This is a genomic window from Bradyrhizobium sp. CCGB01 (genome assembly GCF_024199795.1).
In the GTDB taxonomy this organism is placed as follows: domain Bacteria; phylum Pseudomonadota; class Alphaproteobacteria; order Rhizobiales; family Xanthobacteraceae; genus Bradyrhizobium.
The window spans coordinates 3690163-3708533 of the sequence record NZ_JANADK010000001.1; the positions used below are offsets into that span (position 1 = coordinate 3690163).

The 18371-nt window shown below is 60.9% G+C and carries 13 protein-coding genes; 1 reads left to right on the forward strand and 12 read right to left on the reverse strand.

The genetic code is table 11. The features are described 5' to 3' along the window. Nucleotides 1-46 precede the first annotated feature (46 nt). A complete protein-coding gene (locus tag NLM25_RS16740; RefSeq protein WP_254137689.1) occupies nucleotides 47-1819 on the reverse strand; it encodes a hypothetical protein in 1773 nt (590 codons plus the stop codon). 380 nt (nucleotides 1820-2199) lie between these two features. Between NLM25_RS16740 and NLM25_RS16745 the strand changes: the two genes are divergently transcribed. Next, a complete protein-coding gene (locus tag NLM25_RS16745) occupies nucleotides 2200-2736 on the forward strand; it encodes a DsrE family protein (protein ID WP_254137690.1) in 537 nt (178 codons plus the stop codon). 127 nt (nucleotides 2737-2863) lie between these two features. On the opposite strand, the gene NLM25_RS16750 is transcribed toward NLM25_RS16745, so the two are convergent. The 11 genes from NLM25_RS16750 to NLM25_RS16800 form a co-directional block, all read right to left on the reverse strand. After that, the gene (locus NLM25_RS16750; protein WP_254137691.1) at nucleotides 2864-5596 is read right to left on the reverse strand and encodes a non-ribosomal peptide synthetase; all 2733 of its coding nucleotides are present in this window, start codon (nucleotides 5594-5596) and stop codon (nucleotides 2864-2866) included. 144 nt (nucleotides 5597-5740) lie between these two features. Further along, nucleotides 5741-7612: a hypothetical protein gene (locus NLM25_RS16755; RefSeq protein ID WP_254118012.1), complete on the reverse strand. Its 1872-nt coding sequence runs from the start codon at nucleotides 7610-7612 to the stop codon at nucleotides 5741-5743. Between the two features lie 11 nt (nucleotides 7613-7623). After that, nucleotides 7624-9612, reverse strand: a complete 1989-nt coding sequence (asnB, locus tag NLM25_RS16760; protein WP_254137692.1) for an asparagine synthase (glutamine-hydrolyzing) — start codon at nucleotides 9610-9612, stop codon at nucleotides 7624-7626. 3 nt (nucleotides 9613-9615) lie between these two features. Then, the gene (locus NLM25_RS16765) at nucleotides 9616-10872 is read right to left on the reverse strand and encodes an O-antigen ligase (RefSeq protein ID WP_254137693.1); all 1257 of its coding nucleotides are present in this window, start codon (nucleotides 10870-10872) and stop codon (nucleotides 9616-9618) included. Continuing rightward, nucleotides 10862-12055 carry a glycosyltransferase gene (locus tag NLM25_RS16770; protein WP_254137694.1) on the reverse strand — a complete coding sequence of 398 codons (1194 nt, stop codon included), beginning with the start codon at nucleotides 12053-12055 and terminating at the stop codon, nucleotides 10862-10864. Before NLM25_RS16770 ends, NLM25_RS16765 begins: the two co-directional genes overlap by 11 nt. A gap of 280 nt (nucleotides 12056-12335) precedes the next feature. Next, the gene (locus NLM25_RS16775; RefSeq protein WP_254137695.1) at nucleotides 12336-12998 is read right to left on the reverse strand and encodes a helix-turn-helix transcriptional regulator; all 663 of its coding nucleotides are present in this window, start codon (nucleotides 12996-12998) and stop codon (nucleotides 12336-12338) included. A 265-nt stretch (nucleotides 12999-13263) separates the two neighbouring features. Next, a complete protein-coding gene (locus tag NLM25_RS16780) occupies nucleotides 13264-14538 on the reverse strand; it encodes a polysaccharide biosynthesis/export family protein (protein WP_254118017.1) in 1275 nt (424 codons plus the stop codon). Nucleotides 14539-14605: 67 nt separating this feature from the next. Beyond that, nucleotides 14606-15646, reverse strand: a complete 1041-nt coding sequence (locus NLM25_RS16785; protein WP_254137696.1) for an NAD(P)-dependent oxidoreductase — start codon at nucleotides 15644-15646, stop codon at nucleotides 14606-14608. A gap of 11 nt (nucleotides 15647-15657) precedes the next feature. Then, the gene (locus tag NLM25_RS16790) at nucleotides 15658-16395 is read right to left on the reverse strand and encodes a sugar transferase (protein WP_254137697.1); all 738 of its coding nucleotides are present in this window, start codon (nucleotides 16393-16395) and stop codon (nucleotides 15658-15660) included. Then, nucleotides 16392-17531 (reverse strand): DegT/DnrJ/EryC1/StrS aminotransferase family protein, encoded by a 1140-nt coding sequence (locus tag NLM25_RS16795; protein ID WP_254118020.1) that lies wholly within the window; start codon nucleotides 17529-17531, stop codon nucleotides 16392-16394. Before NLM25_RS16795 ends, NLM25_RS16790 begins: the two co-directional genes overlap by 4 nt. 44 nt (nucleotides 17532-17575) lie before the next feature. Then, on the reverse strand, nucleotides 17576-18292 hold the full coding sequence (locus NLM25_RS16800) for a sugar phosphate nucleotidyltransferase (protein ID WP_254118021.1): 717 nt from the start codon (nucleotides 18290-18292) through the stop codon (nucleotides 17576-17578). Nucleotides 18293-18371: the final 79 nt, after the last annotated feature.

Sequence of the window (18371 nt, forward strand, 5' to 3'; positions counted from 1 at the left end):
GGACCTCTCCACTCTCTGGTCTGGTTTCGAAGGCTCGCTCCAGCGGCTATTTGAGCCCCTTGATCCGTCCTTCTGCATCGCGAATGCCGCCAACCTGAGCTCGTTCATACAGTTCGCGCGCCTTCGCGGGATCGCCGGCGACGCCGCGGGCGTCCCAGGATTGCAGCACGTGAGGATCGTAAGTTTCGGCCAACATAAAGGCCGCTTGCGCGCTGCCATGTCCAAGAATGTATTCCAGCAATCCGCGGGCTCCGTTGATGTCCGCCTGCCGCAATAATGCGCTGGCGCGCGCGAGCAGTCTCTCCTCGTTCGCAAGCGGGCGCTGCGCTCCGCTTGTGGTTTGGCGGTCCACCGCTGCCATGGCCCTCGGGTTAGAGGCGGGCAGGGCAGTGGCCTGTGTGATCTGCGCGCTCGGTGCTATCGGCGCGGATGCCGAAGGCGAGAGCGGAAGCGAAGCGGCAGGCGGCAGGCTGCTTTGGCTTGGTGCGCGGCCCGGGGGCTCGCGCGAGGGCGCCGCTACAACAGTGGAAGCACTCCATGCGGCCAGATGATCCCGAACAGACGGGAGCGTTGAGGGCCGCGCGGCGGCGCTGCCGGGACGCTCCTTTTCGCGGTTGGCTTCGGCCTTTGCGGCGGCCTCGGCGGTTCGTACGGCCTCTGACATTTCAGCCCGCGCCAGGTCGCGTTGATCCTTCAGCGACGCCGCCTCGCGCGCGAGAGCGTCCGCGCGGTCACGCTGCTGTTCGACCTCCCGCTTCAGCGCCAGCTTGTCCCTGTCGTCTGCAGCGCGGTGGGCAGCCAACTCAGAGTTCGCGGTTTGCGCTGCACGGAGCTCGGCCTGAAGGGAGGTCAACTGGCGCGCCGCGCCCTCGGCCCTGTCTCGCTGCTTCTCGAGTTCCTGTGTCAGCATCGACCTTTGATCGACATCTGCAGCGTTGACCCTCGCGGTCTCGGAGGCCGCGATCCTGATGGTGCCGAGTTCGCCGATCAGGGCTTCTGTCTTGTCCTGCTCCTGCTTTAATTCGCGCTCGAGAGCTTGCCGTTGTGCGGTCTCCGCCGCGGCAGATTTCGTGGCTTCGGATGCTGCGCTGCGGGCGGCCTCCAGCTCCGAGCGAAGCGAGGCTAGCTGGAGAGCAAAGCGTTTGGCCCCATTCCGTCGGTCAAGCGGACGTTCCTGCTTCAGCTCGGCTTCGGATGCCTGCATGGCCTTTGAGGCCGCGACCCGTGCGACCTCGAGCTCCGCCCTCAGGAAGGTGAGCTCACGTGACAGAGTGTCAGTCTTTTGCCGTTCCTGTTCGAGCGCCTGCGTTTGCTGAATACCGATCTCGAGGGCGCGGACATTGTGCGTCTGTGTCTGCCGCGCCGCGTCGAGTTCCGCTCGGGCCGCAGCCAATTCGCGCGCAAGCCTGTTCGCTCGTTGCCGCTCCTGATCCAGCAACAGGTGCTGGTTGAACCGCTCCGTCTCGGAAGCAGCTTGAGCCGCATTTGACGTCGCGGGCGGTGAAGCCTGCATTTCCTGTGCAGGGACTTCAGCTGCGGAGCGTTGCGGCTCTCTTGAGGTCGCCGCCCCGCGCGATCCGGCTGCCGCCGGCCTGCTGCCAGCGGGCCGTGGCGCGGCGGGCTGAGCCTCGTCCGCGCGTTGAACCAGGAGCATCCTCAATTCCACTCCGCCGATCTGCTCTCGTCCTGGCGTGAAACTGCGCTGCTCGAGCAGCGCCCATGGGGCGAAGGAAGCGCCACGGTCGCCTTCGTCCCGGTCCCGGGATCTGGCGTTGGCAGTTCCAATCAGAAGCGGCAGAAGGCCGTTGATCAGAACCATCGTGAATATACCCGCTCCTGCGTATGAGCGGCGGCTGCCAGCGATGTCGAACAATCCGCGTCCGCGGAACGGAAATGGCCAATCCCCAGGCTGACGCGCAGTGGCAGTTGGCGCGACGGCGCTTCCCTTCGACAGACGGTGTCCGTGCACCCCCATTGCGACGCCCAAATGTTGGATGGAACTCATGGCATGTCATTCATGACACCGCTTTCATTGACGCCATGTCGATGTCGCAGTCGCGGTAGCCAAAACGGAGTAGACGTGCAGAAATGGGAATTAAGTAGATCGATCGGACCATTGCCCGAAGATTCTTGACCTGCACGGGCGCGCTTAAATAGCCTGCGGGGTGCACGCTTCATCACACACGCAGGAAGCACAGCATGACCAGATCGTTTGCCATTTTTGCCGGTGTGGCGGCTGTCGGGCTGATCCTCGTAAGCGGCATTGAATCCCAGGGTTCTGCGCAAACCGCTCTCTTCACCAAAAATCCCGGCGCGTCAGCCAGGAATGCTAATGCCAAGGCGACCGTTGCGACCCCTCGGACGCAGCCGCCGCATCGGCTTGTCATCCATGTCGACGCAAACGATCCGGCCTTGATGAATCTTGCTCTCAACAACGTCAGCAACGTCGTTCAGCACTACGGCGAGCTCAGTCAGAAAGTCGAAGTGGAAGTGGTCGCGTACGGGCCGGGACTGCACATGCTGCGAGATGACACATCGCCTGTAAAAGGGCGCATCAAGGCGATGAGCGAAACCACACCGGAACTGACTTTCTCGGCATGCGGAAACACGCGCGAGAACATGGCGAAGAACGAGGGCAAGGAAGTTCCTCTGATCTCGCAAGCGAAGGTCACCAAATCCGGGGTTGTCCGCCTCATGGAGCTCCAGGAGCAAGGCTGGAGCTACCTGCGGCCCTGACGATCACACTCTGCATTCCTAAGGGCGCGACGGCGCCTTCGAGCCAAGTGCGAGCGGAACCCGCGTGGCCTCTCTATACGATCCTGTGGTGGCAGGACCGGCGCCTCAGAAAGCATTGTATCGTGGATCAGGAGCAGGACGCTGCGATCGCGCGCTCGATGACTGGTCGATTGATCGCGAGGTGAGGCTCGACCACCAGGTCAAGATGTCCACCGGCGATCGGAATCACGTCCAGCTCCTCAAACAGGGAGTCCCATCCGAGGCGCGGCGTTACGCCAGGCCGGTGGCATGCGAAGACAGTCCCTTTGATGGCCAGACGAGGCTTGGTGTTCTCAACCCAGCGTCCGAAAGCGCGCATCCGGAGAATTTCCTCGAGTTCAAGCCTGAGCATGAAGCGGGTGTTTGCCAGGCGAGGCCATGTGATGGCGTCGATGAGCCTGCAGAAGCGAGCCTCCTGGCCCAAGCGAGCGGCGAACTTCGCCACGGAGCGGCAAAGCATGCGGTAGATCGTCACGCGATGGGATCGAATCCGCTGCAGCGTGCGAGAAAGGGCTTCTCGGTGGTTTGCTCTGCGAGGGCCGACATTCGTGTCGAGGATGCCCAGGAATTTGACCGCACGACCTTGCTCGATCAACCGGCTTGCGACTTCGAATGCGACGCCGCCACCCAGGGAATAGCCTATCATTCGGACATCACCGCGTGGCTGGGCGGCATTGATCTGTTCGACGGCCATCGCGGCCATCTCCTGGACGGAATCGCGGCCCGCGAGGCTCCAGCTCAGGTCCGGATAGCGAATTGGTATCACCCGCGCCACCTTGCTGAGCTGCGCGCCAAATGCTGCCATGCTCGGGCCATACCCCATGGAGCCAGGCAGGATTACAAGGCCTGGGAGAATTTGGTCATTTAGACGCTGCCGCACAGGTGGATCCACCGCTGCGATAGCCCGGACCATGTCTTCGGCGCTCATGTCGACCGTGAAAGCCTCCATGCTGACTTCGCGGCCGATGAGGTCTTCGATATCCATGACGCAGCGCAGGAGCTTTAGGGAATCTCCGCCGGCCTCATCCCAGCGTCCGGCAGCTTCCGGCACGCCGAGGATACTGCTCCACACCTGGTGCACGACCTTGTTGGCCTCGGCCAATCCTTGCGTCGCCGGCACAGGCGCGGGCGAGGTCTTCTTGCTCTCCAGATCGAGAAGTTTCAGCCTGGCTTGATCGATCTTACCTCCCGGGAGGCGCGGAATCTCCAATATCTCGTGCAGCCTGGTCGGATGCAAAGCCGCAGGAACCGCCTGCCGGATCACGTTGCGAACGTCGGTCTGGAAGTGCGGTCTCTGCGGATCGGAGGGCGATGCAAAAAGGACCAACTCGTTCGTGTCCGTCACGACGGCGACCGCGTCCTTCACATAGCTGAGATTGCGCAGCGCACTCTCGAGCTCGGCCGGCTCGACGCGTTGACCATTGATCTTGAGCTGGCGTCCTTTCCGCCCCACGATCCGCATCAGTCCGTGCACATCCACGATGACGAGGTCGCCGGTCTGATAGATGCGAGACTTTGGATCATCCGGGGCGGGCGATGCCGGAGAAAGCCGTCCGCATTCCCAGTATCCGAGCATGACGTACCTGCTCTTGATGACAAGTTCGCCGACTTCCCCGCATGGGACGGATTTCCCACTTTCGTCGATCACGGCATAGGATATGCCGGGAAGCAGGTAGCCAACTGGAACGCTGACGCCGTCCGCTCGCCATTCCTTGGGGAGAAACCACTGGGTGCCAGTGGTTTCCGTCGACAAATAGCTGACCTGGATGAAGCAGCCCGGCTGCACCGCTCCTCGGACGAGCGCGATGTCGGTCCACAAGACCTTCTCTCCGCCGATGCGTATCATGCGGAGCGAGTCGAAATCGCCTTGCCGGCTGGCGCTGATCAATGCACGCGCCAGAGCTGGTACGACGTATGTAATCGTCACCTGTTCCGTGGTGATCTGGCGAAGAACGCCACGCAGCCCGAGCGCCTCGACATCGACGATGTGCAGTTTCGCACCGGTCAGCAAAGCCGACAACATTTCCCGACAACCGGCGATCGTTGTGGGGCCGCTCAGAGGCATGAAGACGTCAGCCGCACTTATGTGACATGCATCCACATATTGCTGGACGCGCTGGAGCAGGTTGCGTTGGCTGTTCACCACGCCCTTTGGAACTCCAGTGCTCCCCGAGGTATAAAGCACGACGGCCGGCGCATCGACCGAAACCTGGGTGAGGGTGGGGGTTGTTGCTGAAGGTTCGCTGGCGCTCGCAACATCAAGCCAGACCAGACCATGTTGCTTGACCAACCCGGCAGCATCGCTGTCGTCGTGCCCGATCAGAACGGAAATCCGGGCGGCCGTGGCGATGGCCATGAGCCGCTGCACTGGATCGCGGGGGTTGAGCGGGACGAGGGCTCGTCCGGCTGCCATGCATGCCAGCATGGCGATCGGCTGCCAGGCCGAGCTTCGCAACAGCCATCCGAGGGCCTCCCCCTCCGGGATCAGCGCCTCGATGGCCTGGGCCAAGGTCAAGACCCGGGACAACAGCTGTGAGTACGTGAAGCAGTGATTGCCGTCGCTGATTGCGACCTTGTTGGCAAACTTCGCCGTCACCGCAATCAGGTGTTCGATGGCCGATACGCCGGCAAAGCCGGCTTCCAAAGGATCGAATGATCGATCGGTCGGGCCGTTGAGATCGAGAGGCACGTTTACGGGGCTCAACCAGCTCAGCGTCGCGGGAAGTTGCTGAACGATCGATGGCAGGTGCGTGTCAACGGCGTCGCATGGACCGCCAGACGGATCGCCAAGTTTCTGAAGCCGCATCACCGTACCCGTCATTTTTCTGTCCCAACCTATGTTAATCAGGCCCGGGCACGCATACTTCAAACGAAGGATGCTGGGTTGGCATGCTCAGCCGCCGTTTGGTCGATCGGCGTCCTGCCATATCGAAAGGCCCAAATGATCAACCAAGCCTTCTGGTGGTCATTGTCGTGGCCTCAGGCCAGATTCGGCGTGGTCGGAAACATTGATTACAGGTTCGATGCTTAGCCACCGTACCGCCGCTGCTTTGAACCAGCGATAGTAACGCATCAAAGTCGATGTTGATGCCGGCTCCAGATCGGAGCGCGCTAGCTCGGACGGCACTCCGTGCGTCAGGACACACCAGAGCTTGACACGAGTATCGAAATCCGACGTCCCGGCAAACCGGTTCAAGGTGCTCCGTACGACGTCGCGGCTCGTGCTGCCGGCGCGGACGGCAAGCAGAACATGGTCTGCCCAGGAGGCGAGAAGTCTCACTTCCGGAGCATCATCCAGCGATGGCGCGTTGATGACGACGAGATCGTAGGTGTTTCTAAAGTGCTCGAACAGCGAGGCGACTTTCGGGCCTGCTAATGGCCCCAGGCGGCTGCCCTCGGACAACTTTGACGATATGTAATCGATTCCAAGCTCCGGGATGTGCTGTACGGCCTTGGCCGCCGCTCCATCGTGCGCCAGGAGCTTGAAGAGATCTGCAGCCTCACCGCCGACGCGCCGGGGCACCTGGGAAAAGTCCAGGAGCAGAACGCGCTGTCCGAGCTGCGCGGCGCAGAAGCCGAAACTCCACGCGATCGCGCTCTTGCCTTCACCGTGCAAGCTGGATGTCACCAGGACAACATGCTGCGGCTGGGGCTCGATTGGATCCGCGGTCATGAGAGAAACTACGGTCGAGCGAACGGCTCTGTTAGACGAGGCTTCCGATTGCTCTACGAACCGTTGCGGCGAGGTGCTCAGCTCGGGCGGAATCGAGGGTATCAATCCGACGCACGGGATGTCCAATGCCTCTGCAGCTTCTGCCTCGGTATGCAGACTTCGATCGAAGTGCTTCAGGATGATCGCGACGAGACATGCCATGAGAGCGAAGACGATCGTAATTGGCGGGACGAGGAGGAACGGATTCAACGAGCTGGGAAAATCGGGGGGCGAGGCGTCCGCGATTACGGTCACGTCCGGCTCAGCGACGACGCCCTTCGTGGTGAGAGCCTGCCGCTTTCGTATCAGTGTTTCATACTGCTGGGCCAGAGTGGTGATTTTCCACTCCAACGCGGCGGCTCTCTGTGATGACAAGGTCTGACCTGAGTGATCGGCGTCCCATTCCGCCTTCGCCGCCGACAATTCGCGCTGAACGTTTGCCGATTGTGCTGCGATGGCGTCCAGAGCCTGGAGTTCTACAGCTCGCGTTTGCCGGGCTAGCTCGTCAGCATAGGATCGGGCGACCAGGTTTGCGACGTCCGCGGCTCGTTGCGGATTGGGGTCGCTGGCAATTACGCTGATAACTCTGGACCGGCGCTCCTGACTGACCTTCAAACGTCCTTTCAATGCTGCCAGCGCCGCGCCATCGCTCGGTTGATCTTTCCGGAAGGAGAGGAACCCCTTTATCTTTGACCAGGCCGTGCGGAGCAACGAACCGTTTTCGTGGGCCTGGTTGTCGAGCATCCTCAGTGCTGGCAGGAGCCGCCGCAGATAGGCATCGGATGACATCACCGTGACGTGCGTATCGATAGTCGGGTCGTCCGAACCGCCAGTCGCGGAGGAATTGCCGGGCGCGCCGGGATTCTCCGTTGCTCCGCCACTGCGAGCGCTGACGACAAGCTGTGCCGTCGCAAGATAGGAGGGGGACATAAAAAGACTACCGAGCACCGCAAGCAGCGCGCCCGCGCTGATCATTTTGATAATGAAGTACTTGTATCGCCTGATGCTATCGAGGACGTGCCTGAATGCCGCGATGGCGTCATCGGGAGGAGGCTCGTCGGCTTTTGACCGCCCGTGGGACAGAACGGTCACCGGCAGAATCCGTTTACCTGCGAACGCTTCCATTGCCTGCTCCTTTACTGCGCCGGTTCCATGACGCCCGCTGTTCGAGGCGTCCCGGAGGCAATTGTTGAGTCGAGCCAGGACTGCAGCATCAAGACAGCCCACAGCGGTCGCGAGAAATCGCGGCGACCGCTAAGATGTTGGAGCCAGCAGTCCTGGACGCGGGAAACGTCCAGAAGATGTTGGTTGCGAAGGCGCGACTCGGAAATGAGGTCTGACGCCCATGAACGAAGAGGTCCCCTCAGCCAGGAGCCGATCGGTACGTCAAAGCCCTGTTTGGGTCGTTCGAAGAGGTGACGCGGCAGGTGACGGCTAAGGACCTGGCGCAGGAGCCATTTTCCTTGACCGTGACGCACCTTCGCCGAGTTCGGTAGAGTCCAGCTGAACTCAACGACGCGATGATCGAGAAGCGGGCAGCGAGCCTCCAGGCTCGTGGCCATGCTCGCACGGTCGAGTTTGACGAGAATGTCACTCGGGAGATATCCAAGCATATCACGAACGATAAGATCGGACAGGAGATCGTTGAGCGGCGGAATCGAGTCGGACTCCGGATCTGCTTGCGCTTGCGTCAACTGCAGTTCCGAGAGCCGCGTCGACCGACGGTACATCTCGCCGACGTCATTGCTGCCAATCAGGTCTGCGAGGCGGTTGATGCGGTCGCCGCGTGTCATCCGCTGCAACCAGCCTGGAAGACGAAGCGTCTCGACGATGCTTTCGCGCACGCCGCGCCCGAGCAGTGCCACACCGCTTGCGGCCATCGTCCGTATTGATCGGTTGGAGTTCAGCAGCGGCGCTAAACGGGCGGAAAGAACGTGTCTGGAATACCCTGCGAAGCACTCGTCACCTCCGTCGCCCGAAAGCGCAACGGTGACTTCCTGCCGTGCAAGTCGAGACAACAGCAGCGTCGGGATTTGCGATTCATCGGCAAACGGCTCGTCCCAAATGGTTGGAAGTTCGGGAATGACCGCTCTGGCTTCCGCAGAGGTAAGACGCAGTTCGGTATGGCTGGTACCGAGGTGTCGTGCCACGGCCGCAGCATTGGCCGTCTCGTCAAATGCGCGTTCACCGAATCCGATCGTGTACGTCCGTACCGGGCGCGTCGATTGGGCTTGCATCAGGGCCACGACGGTCGAGCTGTCTATTCCGCCCGACAGGAACAACCCGACCGGAACGTCGGCAACCATTCGGTCGGCGACCGCTGCCTCCAGCAGACCGCAAGCGTGGGAGACGAGCTGTTGGTCATCCGCCGCGGCCAGCGCTGCGCGACCCGCTCGCGCGACATCGGCCAACGACCACCAGGAGCGCGCGCGTTCTCGTAGCGCCGCGGCGTCCCGCAAGACTGAGAGGTCCTCGGCACGGATCGACAGGGCGCCGCCGGGTGGAAGCTTGAAGACGCCTCGCCATATGCACTGGTCTTCCGGCAGCCATCCGCGAGCTAGAAACTCCGAGACCGCGCGTGAGTCGATCTCCTGGTGAAAGTCGGGGAATGCGGCGATGGCCTTCAACTCCGACGCGAATACGAGCGCACTCGACGTCCGCGCGACGTAGAGCGGCTTTTTCCCCATCCGATCGCGGGCCAGATGCAGCATGCGGTTCCGGCGGTCCCACAAGCCGATTGCGAACATCCCATTGCAGCGCTGGAGGGCCTTCTCCAGCCCCCATCGCTCGATCAGGCCCAGCAAGACTTCCGTATCGCTATTGCCGGTGAAGTGCTTGCCTGCGTTCTCGAGTTCTCGTCGCAATGGCTTGTAGTTATAGATCTCGCCATTGAATGTAATGACGAAGCGGCCGTCGCTCGAAAGCATTGGCTGCCGGCCCGCATCGGAAAGATCGATGATGGACAGCCTACGATGTCCGAACGCAATGCCGGCGTCACGATCCTTCCAGAAGCCGTCCGCATCAGGACCTCGGTGGCGCAGGCGAGCCGTCATCGGCCCGATTGCCGCGAGGTCGGCGGATCGCGAAGCATGCTGCGTCTGAAGTATTCCGGTAATCCCACACATGACCTAACTTCCAATGCGTGCCTGCGCCGATGGTCGCCGAACCGAGCCGAGGACAAGGCCAAGTGTGACGGCGAACCACACGGTCGGATGCCGTAGGATGAAATGACTGATGCTGAAGATGGCGAGCGCAAAGATCAGAACGGCCAGGGCGTCAAGCCGCGCGCGGAGCAGGAGCACCAGCGTGCCTCCGAGCAGGCTCAAAATGATGATCACCCCAGGCAGCCCACCCTGGGTGAACACGTCCAGGAGTGTGCTGTGTGCTTCCACGGGGAGTGGGACGCCCTTGTCCGTGATGCCGGTTGGTTTCTCCAAGTGCGGTCCGGGCCCAAGTCCAACCGACCCGGACTCCAGACCGGCTTGCAAGGCGTCCTGCCAAAGGCTCAGCCGCAGATTGGCGGTTGCCTTAGTTGCGTCACCGCCACGATCCTTCATCATACCGGCGGCCATCCCCTCGACGTCATTCGCTGTTGCCGCCCCGTAGGGGAGCAGCGAGAGTGAAAGGGGAATTATGGCCACCAGGAGGAGCGCCGCAGCTGCAAAGCGCAGACTCAATCGATACTCGGGCGACGTTAGCCAGCTTCGCAGCTGCAGCGCAATGAACAGAGGTATCGAGAGCGCCATCGAGATAAGGAATGTATCGCTCTTCGTCAGCCGGCCGACGACGAACGTTCCGAGGCAGCTCAACACTGCGACGAGACGGGCAAACCCGTTCGAGGTCAGCGCCATGTGCAGCGACAGAGGTGTCAAAACCGCACAATAGATTGCAAGCTGGTTCGGGTTCTCCGACCATCCGCGAAATCGATCCCAGTACCACGGGTCGACTGACGCCATGCGGAAATAGTCCCAGCCCAATGCGAGCTGCACGGCCATGGCGATGATCCAGAATCCGATCAGAAACCATAGCGATTGGCGTAGAGTACCTTCCGGTCTCAGCGTCGCGGCGATCAGGCAGGTGATGGTCGCCACGAGGAGGTACGCGAAGATGTCGTGCACAACGAGCTCTGGGTCGACGATCTCTGGGCGCAGCAACGCCAGGAATGCCCCGAAACTCTGGATGAGGACAAAGCAGCCCCAGAATGCGAGGAGCCAGAGCAGAGCAGTGGGGTTGCAGATTCTTGAACTGGTCAGGAGATGCAGGGATGCGAGACCGAGCCAGACGACGAGGCAGGCCTCACCGATCCCCAAGGGGAAGCCGGGAAGGCGCAGCTGCGAAGCCGTCCCGAGTACGAGGCCAAGCGCAAGAAGGGCACTACCCATCATTGTATTTCACTGCTGCTGTGCGTCGTCGCCAGCCCGTCACTTGATGGCCGGGAGAATGAAGCTGCCCGTAAAGCTCCGTATAACGGTCGGCCACGACGTTTAGGTCAAACTCCTGGCGCACCACCTTGATCGAGCGCTGCCCCATCGTCTTCGCGCGCGCGGAATCCGAGAGAAGGTCAAGAATGGCTGCCGCGAGCGCGCGTGGATCACGCGGCGGTACAAGGTGGCCGTTCCAGTCGTCGACGACCACGTCGTCGCACCCCGGCATGCGGGAGGCGACGATCGGCACGCCGGCCAACCCGGCTTCCAGCAGGACACGGGGAATGCCTTCGCGATATTCGGTTGGAAAGGCAAAGAGGTCGGCGAGTCCCAGAAGCGCGGGAATATCCGATCTTGCACCGGTCGCAATCACGTATGGCGCGTGTCCGTCGATCAACGCCTGATCCACGGCGAACGGACCCTCGCTCTCGCGCGGACCAACGAGCAGAAAGCGAACCTTGGGACGGGCCTGATGAACGAGTTTCGCCGCTTCGAGCAGCGTCGCAATGCCCTTTTGTACGGTTAGTCGGCTTACCGTAAGGACGATTTCGGCATCGCCCAGCCCGAGTTCGGCGCGTAGCTCGGCCGGCGAGGCCATTCGCGCTTGTGCTGCCTCGAAAGCGCCGACATCGATCCCCGAGCTTCCGATAACGACGGACGAGCTCTTTCCAAGCAGACGGTGTCGGTCGAAGAAACTCTTATCGGCCTTGTTCTGGAATACGGTCGCGGCGGTCCAGCACGCAGCCAGGCGTTGCATGGCCAGATACATGGGGCGAAAGGCGAGGGCCCTCAGCTCGGTCGAGGAGAAGACCCATCCCATTCCGTTAATGGTCCGCACAACGGGAACGGAGCCGCGAAGCGCCAATGGTGCAAACAGGTTTGGCTTGGTATCGAATGTCTGGATCACGTCGGGACGGGCGCTCTTCACGAGCTGCGCCAGTTGACCCATGGCGGCACGATCGGCAAAGCCCACGCCAAATCTGTCGAACTGATACTGATGATACTGGATGCCATTCTTCGCAAATGCAGCGACCTCACCGGTGCCCGCCGCGCTAACTCGGAGGCCGCGCTTCTGCAGAGCCGCCAGGAACGGGATACGCAGAGCGTGATCCTCGCCTCCTACGCAAAGCAAGTGCAGCGCCATGTCGGTTCCTTTCGGGGCCATTTGAGCAATCGTGCCAAGACGTTAGTCTTTGCGAAGGGCCCCCGCCTTTCCGGCAAAGAGTTGGACGGGAGCAGGTTAGGACGTGTCCGCGGCCTGTCTTCATGCGTTCGAATGACAGCGGGAGCAGGCGGTTCGCGGACGTGCTTGAACGGAGCTTTTGCAGGCGCAACGAAGCGCGGGCGCATGTTCGCCGAACGCGCCGGGAGTACTCCGATGTCTAACCATTCCAGACAACGAGACACCGCATTCCGCGCCCACGCTAAGGCAGGACGGCGAGGCGTCCGAGCAACGCGATCAGGTCTGCCTGCCGGCGCGTCTGTGTTTTGACAAACAGAGATGCCAGCTGGGAGCGCACTGTCGTCCGACTTAGTCGTCGCGCACGAGCAATGTCGATCAGGTTGTTGCCGCGCGCCAGCTCGATGGCGAGTTGAGTTTCTGCCGCGGTGAAGCCGAACAGGCGCTGCAGCGTCCGCGGCGAGGGCTCCGGATGGGCATCAAGATCCAGCAGGATCAACGCGATGGTGTCGTCGGAATATGCGTTGGCGACCTGGTTGATCAGTGCGGTGAAACCTTCCTTGGTGGATGTCGCCAGCCAGGATGTCGACCCTGCCGGAAATTGTGCGCCTGCGCGGTGGACGAGTTGCTTCACCGCACCATAGAGCGTGTCGTGGCTCGCATCGGCGCGCGCTTCGCGTTCCAATATTGCGCGGCCGGCTGGACTGAGTTCGATGACCCGACCTTGTCGGAGCAAGACCTGTCCGCAGCCGATGCGCGCGAGCACTCCGCGTAGGCCGTCCTGCTTGGAATTATGGGCTTCAGAGTGAGTGGATGACATGGGATTGGAAATATTGAATATCGATTCAGAAGAATGACGCTGCAAAGCAATTGTGGTCCTTGGCAATGCCTGGCTTAAGTTCAACATTGTTATTCCCCCGGCCGCGCTTCCCGATGGAGTGAACGTGCCACAAAGATTCCAAATTTATGGCGAGCGTGTAAACGTTGAATGGGGGGTACCCCGCAGCGGCCAGAGCGGGGCGAAAGTCCTCGATCCTTCGGGTCCGACCCGATTGTGATCAAGGAAGGGGTAGCAAAGCGGGTCTACGCCTCGCGCGTGCAACCCTGGGGGTATCGAAAGCTACTCCGGAAGGAGCGCGAGCAGTTTACCCATAAGGGAGTACCCCTCGTGGTCAGTTCGACAGGCTGGCCCCCGACGGGCGTAATGTGACTTCGATTACGTCACCAGGTTCCACGTCGAAGTCGACGGAAGCAACTATCCTGTCCCACTGTTGACCGAGCCGCCGCACAACGACCACGTCGGGATTGAGCTCACCTGAATTGACGGGGATGGCACCCGAGCCGCCGACGGGCTGCAGTTTTTGGCTGAGCGCCTGCATTCTCACGCGCAGGTCCGCCAACCGAACGTTCGAGTCTTTCTGCTCCCTGAGCAGGTTGATCGTACGCTGGCTGGTGACGCGTCCCGTTTGCCGCACGAAGTCCTCACGCTGACGCTGGAGCCGCATGAGTTCGACGCTCGTCTGCAGGCGCCGGGTCGAGGACAGCAACAGGGCGCGCCGGCTTTCACTGACGCGAGGACTTGCCAGCAGGCCGGAGCCGAACGCCTTCATGACCCGCTCGAGTTCCTCTTCGTCGGCCTGCACTCCCTTCTCTTCACCTTCCTGTTGTTTCTTGAGCGTAGCGAACTGCGCGTCCGTTTGCTTTACAGCGTCCTCCAGAAAACGTTGTTCCGTGCGGTAGTCGTTTTGCGACGTCTTCAGAGAGTCCTTCTCGGCTTGAACGACTGAACCGATCACGCTCGCGGGCAGCGAAATGTCGCTTGGGGGCGTCGCGTCGAACGTGTCGCGGCCATCAAGCTCCGCGGCGGTCCGGACGATATGGAAATACTCCTTGGTGTATTCCGTCGCGAGAGACTGGTAGTCCCGTACGAGATCCGCGGGGTCGGTGGCACCGGGTTGCATGCCGCGTGACCGCAACAGGCTGAAACCGCCGGCAACCGCCACGGCCTGGCGCACGGTCATCGAAGCCCGATACGCCTGTTGTCCAGGCGTGAGCACATCTCCGGAGACGTAGACCGGCCGGTATTCCACGACGCTTGCCATGACGTCGCCGGGCTTGACCACGAATGCCTGGTCGCGTCCGTCGGTCAGGCGTTGGCGCAGTATTCTTGCTTGCAGCAGCGTGTCGATACGGCTCTGCATCTGAGCCGGGGTCAGGCCTGCGACCTCTACCGTCCCGCCTCCCGGAAGCGGGATCGTGCCGTCGATCTGGATCTGCGTGCGGTTGCGTTGATCAGGGAGACCGCCGATCGTGATCTCGATGGTGTCGCCCGGTGCCAGCTTGTAGGGAGCTGCAAGGGATGGCCCACTTGTCGTGAGGAACAGAATGGCCGCGCACGAACCCAGCAGGAGGGCGGCCGAGGCCTTGGCTCGCTTCTTGGACTTCATGGACTAACTCCCAATGCAACCGAGCCTTCGACGCCCGCGATTTGGGGACAACCGATCGCGGTTCTTCTCAGACGGCTTTCTTCAGATCCGAGATCTGTGCGGTCGGAAGAAATATCTCATAGTTTCCGAAGAAGTATCTCCGCTCTTCGACGTGGTCGAACAGGCCCTGGCTCAAGGCAGCGAGGATTTCGCTGATCCCCTGCTTGACGCTGACCTCAGGCGTGAAATTCAATACCCGGCGGATCTTGTCGAAATTCACCCGGTAATTCCGAGGATCGGCGCCGCGTTCCTGATAGGTCACTTTCGATCGCGGAATGTGCTTCAGGATCTCTTCGACCACCATCAGCTTGGTGAAGTTGTTCTCCTCGCAGCCGACGTTGAAGACCTCGTAGGCGACCTTTTCGGTTGGAGCGCGGAGCACTTCTTCGATGGCGCGGGCAAAATCACGAACATGGCAGTAAGGACGCCACGTATTGGGATCGAATACCAGCAGCTCATTTCCCAAATAGAGTTCGCGCACAAATTCGTTCACCGTGAGATCAAAGCGCATTCGCGAGGAAAGGCCAAAAGCGGTCGCAAAGCGGAGGACCGTCGGATGAAATCCGGCTTTTCCTTTGAGACCCAGGATCTTCTGCTCCATCTCCACTTTGTGTTTGGCGTAAAGGGAAAGAGGCGCGAGCGGATAATTTTCATCGACGGCTTTGTCTTCTTCCACTAACCCATAGTTCGAGCAGGTGGACACAAAGATGAGGCGGTCGACCGGATGGTGTTGCATCGCGTCGATGAAGGACCCGACGCCATTCCGGTTGATGGCGTGACTTTCGTCAGGGTACTTGCTCGTGATTGGATCGCCGACGAGTCCAGCCAGGATAACGACGTCATCCACGCCCTTCAACGCTTGAGAGGCGACACGCGGATCGCGAATATCGCCGTGGACGAATTCGTACTGCGCAGAGCTCAGATAAGGCCAGGCACAGCTTTCGTTCTTGTAGATGAGCTGATCCAGGCAGCGAACGTGCCAACCCTTCCTCAGGAGATGGCCCGTGATCACCGAGCCAACGTAACCAGCACCGCCTACGAGAAGTACAGTTCGCATTTCAGTCGCCATTTGAACACCCGTCACTTTTGAACCAAGTTTGCACCGAGAGATTCGGCCGTTGGCGCCGTGCCACTCTGGCCGTTCGATTGGGCGCTTCGCATGCGGCTGAGAAGCGGCTCCCCCACAGCGATCCAGACGGCCTGAACAATCCACCAGAGATCCGACGTGACGGTTCGATTGGAATAATATGCCAGGTCGATCTTCGCCTTGGCGGGAAACAAGACGTCACGATAGAAATCCGCCACGTTGCCGTCCTGCGGGAACAGCGTATTTTCATGCCGGAAGAGAATCTGGCACGGTCCGACGAGGCCTGGCCTGTGTTCCAGAATCTTTTCGAATCCGTTTTTGAAACAGTCGGCAAAGACGAGTGTCTCCGGTCTCGGGCCGACGAAGGACATGTCACCTCGCAGGATGTTCCAGAGCTGCGGCAGCTCATCCAGCTTGAATGCAGCCAGCACGCCGCCGATCCTCGTCATGCGGTTGTCATTCACCGCGGTGAGCGGACTTCCGCGATCGTCGCAATCGGCTCTGAATTTGCGAAATTTGTACATGCGGAACGGTGAGCCGTTCAGCCCTAGACGCAATTGCGAATACAGTATGGGTCGACCGCCTTCGATCCAGATTGCAAGCGCAATAACCAACAGGACGGGCAGGGAGACGATTAAGGCCGTGCCCGCACAGAGGACATCGACAAGGCGCCGCAATCGCAAGGCTGGAGCCGCCGCCCGTGCGAATCCCGTGTTGACCGTTTCACTCATGCCTGTACGACCTCCGCAGGATGGCTTGCCCGCAGGCTTTCTGCGAGACTGTCTGTCACGTGGTCGACATCGGCGGGGGTCATGTGGGGGTGGAGCGGCAAGGTGAGCTCACGTCCACAGAAATCCTCAGTATTGGGCAGGCTGACGCTCGGATACAGATCCTGGTAGAACGTCAGCCGATGCACCGGAGGATAGTGAATGGTCGTCTGAACGCCGCGCTTGCTGAGCTGCTCGATCAGGGGCTGCCGAGCGCTTGCCGAAGGGAGGACGACCGGCATCAAATGGTGGGCCGATATCCACGACGCGCTGAAAGGTACCAGCACCGACGGGCAACGCTCGGCGAGGCGCCGCCGATAGTGCAGCGACAGATGCCGCCTGGTGTCGTTCCAACCCGGTAGCTTTCGTAGCTGCACCAGGCCGACCGCGGCGCGCAACTCGTCCATGCGGTAGTTGAATCCGAGAAGCGTCACGTCATATTCGGGGCTGCGGCTGACGAGACGTTGCCGCGTGTTGGTGGTCATGCCATGCGACCTGGCCCGCTTGATCATATCGTGCAGAATCCGGTGACGCGTTATGATCGCGCCGCCTTCGGCGGTCGTCATGTTTTTGTTGCCGTAAAAGGAAAACGCGGCTGCATCGCCAAACGTGCCGACCCCCTTGACGCCGGGCGCATGCGCGGCGTCCTCGATCAGGAGTAGACTCTTGCTGCGGGCGAAGGCCTGCCACTCCTCCCGATCAGCGAGGTAACCCCCAAAATGCATGAGGATCACCGCTTTCGTCCGCGAAGTGCACTTGCGCTGCGCGTCAGCCACGGACATCAGGGGAACCGCCCCGGCTTCGATGTCGACGAATACGGGTCGTGCTCCGACGTAGAGCACGGCATTGGCGGTGGCAACGAACGTGAGAGATGGCACGAGGACTTCATCGCCGGGGCCGACCCCGAGCGCATGCAGAATGAGGTGAAGTGCGGCCGTGCACGAGCCGACCGCGATCGAATCCTCGGCACCATGCATGCTTGCGAATGTCTGCTCGAACTCCCGCACCCGATCGCCCATGGTGATCCAGCCGCTATCGATCGCGGCAACGAGCGCTTCCTTTTCGTCAACTCCGATGGTCGGTTCTGATACCAACAGCATGTGTTCCTCTTCCCGTTCATTCCTGAGCGAAGGGCGACGCTGCGTCACGCAGCCGCGGTTGCGAATGCGGGCGACTGCTCGTCCCAAGCAACGTCCTGGGCTTTGAGGAAGTCGTCGACCCGACCAATGTCGAGCCACATGCCGGTGTGCTTGAAGACGTTGACGCGGGCCTCCTCCTCGAGCATCTGGAACATCAGGTTGTCGAATCCGAACGGAACACCCGACGGGATGCGCTCGAGGACGACGGGATTCATGCAGTAGATTCCCATGCTGACGAGGTTCGTCAGCTCCGGCTTCTCGCGAAAGCCAGTCACGCGTCCATCCGTTTCATCAATCACCCCGAAGTCCATCTTCGTGCTCCGAACGGAAGTGGCGATGGTGATGTTGGCGTCGGATTTTCGGTGGTTGTGGATGAGCTGGCTCAGGTTCAAGTCCGTCAGAACGTCGCCGTTAAGGACCAGGAACGGCTCGTCCAGCTGTTCTCGCAACAACGACAACGGACCGATTGTCCCGAGGGGTTCGAGCTCCTGCGTGTAGGTGATCTTCATATTCCACTGGTTGCCGTCGCCGCAGACGCTGCGGATCAGATGGCCCAGATAGCCGGTGGTGACGTAGACCTCTCCGATCCCGTTCCGCCGCAGCCATTTGAGAACGAGTTCGAGGACGGGACGGGCGCCGATTGGCATGAGTGGTTTTGGCAGAATGGACGTATGTGGGCGAAGCCGAGTTCCTTTGCCGCCGCATTGGACTACCGCTTTCATATGAACCTCCCTGTACTCAAAAAATGCTCAAAAAAATCGACGCGGGAAAAATTAGGAGCGGATCGTGGCCGCGTCTTCG